This is a genomic window from uncultured Veillonella sp. (assembly GCF_915069625.1).
GTDB lineage: Bacteria > Bacillota > Negativicutes > Veillonellales > Veillonellaceae > Veillonella.
Map to the genome: position 1 here is coordinate 1 of NZ_CAJZFD010000117.1, position 6472 is coordinate 6472.

Genomic DNA, 6472 nt, shown 5'->3' on the forward strand with positions numbered 1-6472 from the left:
TACAGATTAATGGATAATAATTATCCGTTAATAACATTTATCTTAATTGAGATATATAATCTAAAAATTATGTAAAGTAAATTACTTTCATTTTGATCTCTAAGTAGGAGTTTGTAATATGAATAATGAAAAGAAACTAACAACCGCCTTTGGCGCTCCCGTACCAGATAATCGCAACTCTGCTACAGCAGGTAAACGTGGTCCTGTATTGATGCAAGATGTTTGGTTTATGGAAAAACTAGGTCATTTTGCGCGTGAAGTAATTCCTGAACGCCGTATGCATGCAAAAGGGTCCGGCGCATTTGGTACTTTCACAGTAACGAACGATATTACTAAATATACAAAAGCAAAACTTTTCTCTGAAGTAGGCAAGCAAACGCCATTGTTTGTACGTTTCTCCACAGTTGCTGGCGAACGTGGTGCCGCTGATGCAGAGCGCGATATTCGTGGGTTTGCTGTAAAATTCTATACAGAAGAAGGTAACTGGGACCTTGTAGGTAACAACACACCGGTATTCTTTATCCGCGATCCATTGCAATTCCCTGATTTGAATCGCGCTGTTAAACGCAATCCACAAACAAACCTTCGCGATGCGACAGCAAACTGGGACTTCTGGACTAGCTTGCCAGAAGCTATTCACCAAGTAACAATCGTTATGAGTGACCGTGGTATTCCTAAATCCTACCGCACAATGCATGGTTTCGGTAGCCATACATATAGTCTAATTAATGAAAACGATGAACGCGTATGGGTTAAATTCCACTGGGTTTGCCAACAACCAATTGAAAACCTCTCCAATGCTGAGGCTGCTGAAATTGTGGCTAATGATCGTGAAAGCCATCAACGTGATCTCTTCGATGCCATTGAACGCGGTGATTTTCCTAAATGGAAATTATGCATCCAAGTGATGACAGAAGAACAAGCTAACAACATGCCATACAACCCATTTGACTTAACAAAAGTATGGTACCACGATGAATTCCCATTGATTGAAGTAGGTGTAATGGAACTTAATCGTAATCCTGAAAACTACTTCCAAGATGTAGAACAAGCTGCATTCGCACCTTCTACAATCATTCCGGGTGTATCTTTCTCCCCTGACAGAATGTTGCAAGGTCGTTTGTTCTCCTATGCCGATGCACAGCGCTATCGTCTAGGTGCAAACTACCATCAAATTCCTGTTAATGCACCTCAATGCCCTGTTAACAGCTACCATCGTGATGGCCAAGGCCGTGTGGATGGTAACCATGGCTCCACTATTGGCTATGCACCTAATAGCTTTGGTGAATGGGCTGAACAACCTCAATTCAAAAATCCTGGCTTAGACGTATCTGGTGCAGCATACCAATACGACTTCTACGAAGATGACTCTGACTTCTACACACAACCAGGTAAGTTGTTCCGCCTCATGAGCCCTGAAAAACAACAAATCTTGTTCGAAAACACAGCAGCAGCTATGGATGGCGTACCTGATTTCATTAAAGAACGCCATGCAAAACATTGCTATCAATGTGATCCAGCTTATGGTGAAGGCGTTGCTAAAGCATTGGGTATGAACATCGACTTTAGCGATGTGAAATAGTATTATAAATACTTTTTACATAACAGAGATACTCTCTCTGAATAACACTGACGATTAAAAGACCTTCCTTAAATTAAAACGAAGCCCCTCCTTGCTATGTAGCTCATAGTAAGGAGGGGCTTTTGTCATGTGTGTGTATTTAAATATTGCTAATCAAATTTCTTATTTGTTAAGTCTTGGTACATAAGCTTAGCAATTTCATACTGCGGATTGCCGGCTTGTAGTTGGTGTGAAGGTAGTTTAAATACAGCCTCAGCCCTTTCGTTCTTCTTGATATCGATACCCTTTGCATCTTCAGAACGACTTATGGAAATTGTATGCGTTGATGGATTTATGAAGTACACATTTACATCGATGCTGAAAGCTTTGTTTTCATCTTTTCTCATGATTGTACGTAAAATCATAGCTGAAATAGCAGTAGTGCCATCCTTTTCACCTAATAACTGTTTAGATGTGTAGTCTACATAATCTGCATAGACATAAATATCGCCTGGTTTTGCCTTATCATAATCTTGTATATAGGCCTCGACTAAACGCAAATCGAGTTGTCTACCAAATGGTCTAGAGAATATTTCGCTTTGTAAGTCCCGTGTTTCACTAACAGGCGGATAGAACGGTATTGGCGTCAAACCTTTTAGCATATCTGCGCGTGTTTCATCTTTTCTTTTAGCACGACGTTCTGCAGTGACTTTGTCTAAACGTTCGCGCTCTTTTAACATAGCCGTTTCTTGTTCCTCTTTTGTTTTGTAAGTTTTTACGGATACAACACGGTTACCAGACATAGTGACTGTCGAATAGATGGGTTTGCCGTTAGTAGCTTTTTCCTCGGAAGCATCAAGTGTAGATTGTACTATAGCTGGTGTTGCGCTTTCGATAGATTTTTTTAACTCTGGAATACTAGCATAATCCATCTCAACTACTGCAGTATCTGTGCTTTCACTTGCTTGTACAGGTGTAGCTCCATACGCAGACGATATAGCCAATACAGCTAATAGTGAACTGGTAATAATTGATCGTTTACATAATTGCATTACATATACCTCTTTTTATAAGAACTCTCTAATACTATTAACAGTCGTATTATAGCATAGTTCTTGTGTAGATAGATTTTAAAATACACTAATAGCATATTAATTTATAGAGGACTTTAGTATAACTATGTAGAATTACATTGTGTATTGTATTTATACAGAGAGCAAATGTGGTTAGGAGGCAATTATGAAACGTAGTAGTTTGGCATGGTATGTAGCGGTGGCTTGTCTTGGTGGTAGCCTTTGCGTAGGTTCTGTAGTGCAGGCAGACTCTCCGACGACGGTGAAAGCAAGTAGCATAGGTCCTACTACTGTTACGACTCAGGTGCAATCGGCGCAGCCTGTTAATACTACAGTAGCTAAGAATACGGTAGTCAATAATGTAGCAGCTAATAATGGAGTATCTAATGGTGCTGTGGTGAATGATGCGGCAATACAGGCGGAACAGGTAGCGCTCAAGCAAAAGCAGCAGTACCAAGCTGACACAGAGACGATGGGCCTGTTATGGATGCGCACCTCTGCTGAGTACAGAGCGTTAGTCTATCAGGGGTACAACGTGGCGCTGAATATTGTTAAAATGGCTGTTTATGATCCATCACATCAGAGAAAGCCGTTAGCTATCGTTCTTGATGCAGATGAAACAGTGATAGACAATACAAAACTGATGGGTGAAAGCATCGCTAATGGTAATGGTAGATTCGATGGTCCTTGGTGGCGAGCAGCGGTCCATAAAGGCGAATCTCGCGCTATGCCAGGTGCGGTCGAATTTTTAAATGAAGTACATAAACAAGGTGTAGAAATCTTCTACGTATCAAACCGTTACGCCCCAGTAAACCTTGACGTAACGATACAGAATTTTAAAGAACTAGGCTTCCCATCCGTTGATAAAGACCATGTACTACTATTCGAAAAAGACTCTGACAAAAAACCTCGCTTTGATGCGATTGCTAAAAAATACGCTGTTGTTCTATTCATGGGCGATAATGCTGGTGATTTCCCGATTGGCACAAAAGGGAAAACATTAGAAGAAAGAAATAGCATCATCGATGCTCATAAAGAAGACTTTGGTACTACCTTTGTGGTATTCCCAAACCCTGCTTATGGATCTTGGGTAAGTGCATTAGCTAAAGGCTATCAAAACCTCAGCCCAGAAGAACAAAAACAAGTAAATAACCAATACCTACAACAATAAGGATGCCTTGCGTATACTTTATTAAAAACGATATAATAAAGTATATATGCGTCTATAGCTCAGTAGGATAGAGCAGCAGTTTCCTAAACTGCGTGTCACTGGTTCGATTCCGGTTAGGCGCACCAGTATAGAAAAGAAGGCATACAGCTTTTATAAGCCGTATGCCTTCTTTTTTGTATTATCTTGCAATTCTTATGAGCTAGAATTATAATATTAGGGTAATATTCATATTTTATTCATATTTTAACAATGAATAGTGTATAGAGGGGTACAATAAGATTCAAGTTCCATTAGATAGCTTTGAATCTTTTTTTAGGTTTATTGTTTGTGTTGTCTTAAAAGGGGGAAAACACATGAAAAAAGAATTGCTGTTAACAGCCATGATCACTGCAACTATAACTACAACAGGGTTTGCAGCATCCAATTTAGATATTAGTGCTACAACTACTGCGCCACTAAGCATGAAAAATTCTATTGCTTATGGTGGAAATAACAAAGTTGAGAATGGTATGTTCTCTCCTGTAAATAATATATTGCTCGGTGGTGACAATAATACAGTTCGACCTTCTGCTTCTAATAGTATTACTTCTGGTATTAATAATACTGCATCTGGTCCAGGTAGCATCGTAGCAGGCTGGTATAATACAAACTCTGCTACTCACAGCTTGGTAGTAGGTACTAGCAATACTGTTGGTGGTACTAATAATATCGTAGGCGGCTTTGGACATGCCAATAATGATAATGCGATTAATTCTTTATTAGTTGGTTCATATAATAGCATTGATGGACAAAATTCTGTGGCTTTGGGCAAGAATAATACCATTAAAGGAAATAATGCTTTAGTAGGTGGTACTGGTGCTAAGGTTCAAGGTAATAATTCCATCGCCTTTGGTGATACGGCTAAAGCAACATACGATGATGCATATGCAATTGGTCGTAAAGCAGAAGCAACTGCTCAAAATACAGTTGCTATTGGTAATAATGCAAAGGCTAATAACGCAATGGGAACTGCGATTGGCTATAGTGCAAAGGCAAAAAATGACTATGCTACCGCAGTAGGTTATATGAATACTGCATCTGGTAATCAAAGTTCTGCTTTGGGATATGAAAATGAAGCAGCTGGTCATAACGCATCTGCATTAGGTTCTAACAATACTACTAGTGCTGATTATAGTAATGCTATTGGTTATAAAAATACGGCTTCAAATTCACAAGCTACAGCAGTTGGTGTTCAAAATACAGCTTCTGGTGATTCAGCTTTTGCAGCTGGCACCTTATCTAGTGCAACTAAAAAAGACTCCGTAGCTATTGGTCATACTGCTAATGCAACTGGTGAATACACTGTGGCTATTGGTTCTAATGCAACAGCTATCATTGATAATTCTGTAGCTCTTGGTAACAATGCAAAAACAAATGATGTAGTTGGTACTGCTTCTATTGCAATTAACGGTGAAACACATATTTTTGCTGGTGGTACTCCAGTAGGCACTGTATCTGTTGGTGATACTGGTAAAGAAAGAACTATTACCAACGTAGCAGCTGGTCGTATCGATGCAACTTCTACTGATGCTATTAACGGTAGTCAATTAAATGCGGTTATTAATTCTTTGAATTTCCCTACCGTAGTTAATGGTGATAACACAACAGTGTCTGAATCTGTTAATATTAATGGCGGCAAAGAATTTAAAGTTGATGTTAATAAAAATTTAACAAATATGAACTCTGCTGTATTTAAAGATACTTCCACTAGCTGGAGCGATTTTAAACATTTGGCTGAAATCCCTGCAATGAGTCATTTGGATAAGCGTGGTGAAACTAAGATTGATGGCAGTGTTATTGAACTCCACAATACAGCTGTAAACGGAGAACCTGAACAATTAACTGCTATTAATGGTAAGAAAATTACATTTAGTAGAGCTGGTGATTATAAGACAGATGTAGACGTTGATGGTATTTTTACAATACACCACGATCAAGGTATGAATGCATACGCTGGTGGTATTGATGTATGGGGATATAAAGATAATGATGACACTACCGAATTAAAAGAAATGACATTCTCTGTTAGTAACGTTAATGTTGGTGGTCAACAAATTCATGGTGTTACTGCTGGTACAGAAGACACTGATGCTGTCAATGTATCTCAATTGAAAGAAGTTAAACAACTTACTGTCGATAATAAAAAAGCTATCGAAAATCATGAGGGTCGTATCGGTGATTTAGAAAATAAAGTTATTGACGTTGGTCATGATACTTTGAATCAAGCTAATAACTACACTGACTCTCAAGTAGCTAAGGTGGGTGCAGCTTCTGCAGCACTAGCTGGCTTGCATCCATTAGATTTCGATAAACATGATAAATGGTCCTACTCTGTTGGCTTTGGTAATTATAAAAATGCTAATGCAGCAGCTTTAGGTGCCTTCTACCGCCCTAATAAAAATACAATGTTTAATGCTGCTACTACTGTTGGTAATGGTCGTAACACTATCAGTTTAGGTGCTAATTTCAAATTTGGTAAAAGCTCCGAAGAGGTAACTACTGAAGATGCGGCACAACTCAAGAAAGATATGAAAGACCTATCTGAAAAGTATAATGAGTTAGAACGAAAATATACTGAATTAGCAGCTAAATTAGAATCTAAATAAATTAGAATCTAAATAAGAATCC

Annotated in this window: 4 protein-coding genes and 1 tRNA gene; 4 read left to right on the plus strand and 1 reads right to left on the minus strand. The window is 38.7% G+C overall.

Annotated features, from left to right (window positions below):
- Positions 1-118: 118 nt before the first annotated feature.
- Positions 119-1582 (plus strand): catalase, encoded by a 1464-nt coding sequence (locus QZ548_RS06870; protein ID WP_295869265.1) that lies wholly within the window; start codon positions 119-121, stop codon positions 1580-1582.
- 149 nt (positions 1583-1731) lie between these two features.
- Here QZ548_RS06870 and QZ548_RS06875 read toward each other — a convergent pair whose 3' ends face one another.
- Positions 1732-2613 (minus strand): hypothetical protein, encoded by an 882-nt coding sequence (locus QZ548_RS06875; protein WP_295869267.1) that lies wholly within the window; start codon positions 2611-2613, stop codon positions 1732-1734.
- 187 nt (positions 2614-2800) lie between these two features.
- On the opposite strand from QZ548_RS06875, the gene QZ548_RS06880 reads away from it, so the two are divergent.
- From QZ548_RS06880 to QZ548_RS06890, 3 genes are all read left to right on the plus strand, one after another.
- Positions 2801-3805, plus strand: a complete 1005-nt coding sequence (locus QZ548_RS06880) for a 5'-nucleotidase, lipoprotein e(P4) family (protein ID WP_295869269.1) — start codon at positions 2801-2803, stop codon at positions 3803-3805.
- Between the two features lie 48 nt (positions 3806-3853).
- A tRNA-Arg gene (locus QZ548_RS06885) sits at positions 3854-3930 on the plus strand.
- Between the two features lie 228 nt (positions 3931-4158).
- The gene (locus QZ548_RS06890; RefSeq protein ID WP_295869270.1) at positions 4159-6450 is read left to right on the plus strand and encodes a YadA-like family protein; all 2292 of its coding nucleotides are present in this window, start codon (positions 4159-4161) and stop codon (positions 6448-6450) included.
- Positions 6451-6472 lie beyond the last annotated feature (22 nt).

Excerpts from the sequence above, each read along its gene's own strand:
- QZ548_RS06870 (WP_295869265.1), top strand. The coding sequence starts at position 119 with ATGAATAATGAAAAGAAACTAACAACCGCCTTTGGCGCTCCCGTACCA.
- QZ548_RS06875 (WP_295869267.1), bottom strand. The coding sequence starts at position 2,613 with ATGCAATTATGTAAACGATCAATTATTACCAGTTCACTATTAGCTGTA.
- QZ548_RS06880 (WP_295869269.1), top strand. The coding sequence starts at position 2,801 with ATGAAACGTAGTAGTTTGGCATGGTATGTAGCGGTGGCTTGTCTTGGT.
- QZ548_RS06890 (WP_295869270.1), top strand. The coding sequence starts at position 4,159 with ATGAAAAAAGAATTGCTGTTAACAGCCATGATCACTGCAACTATAACT.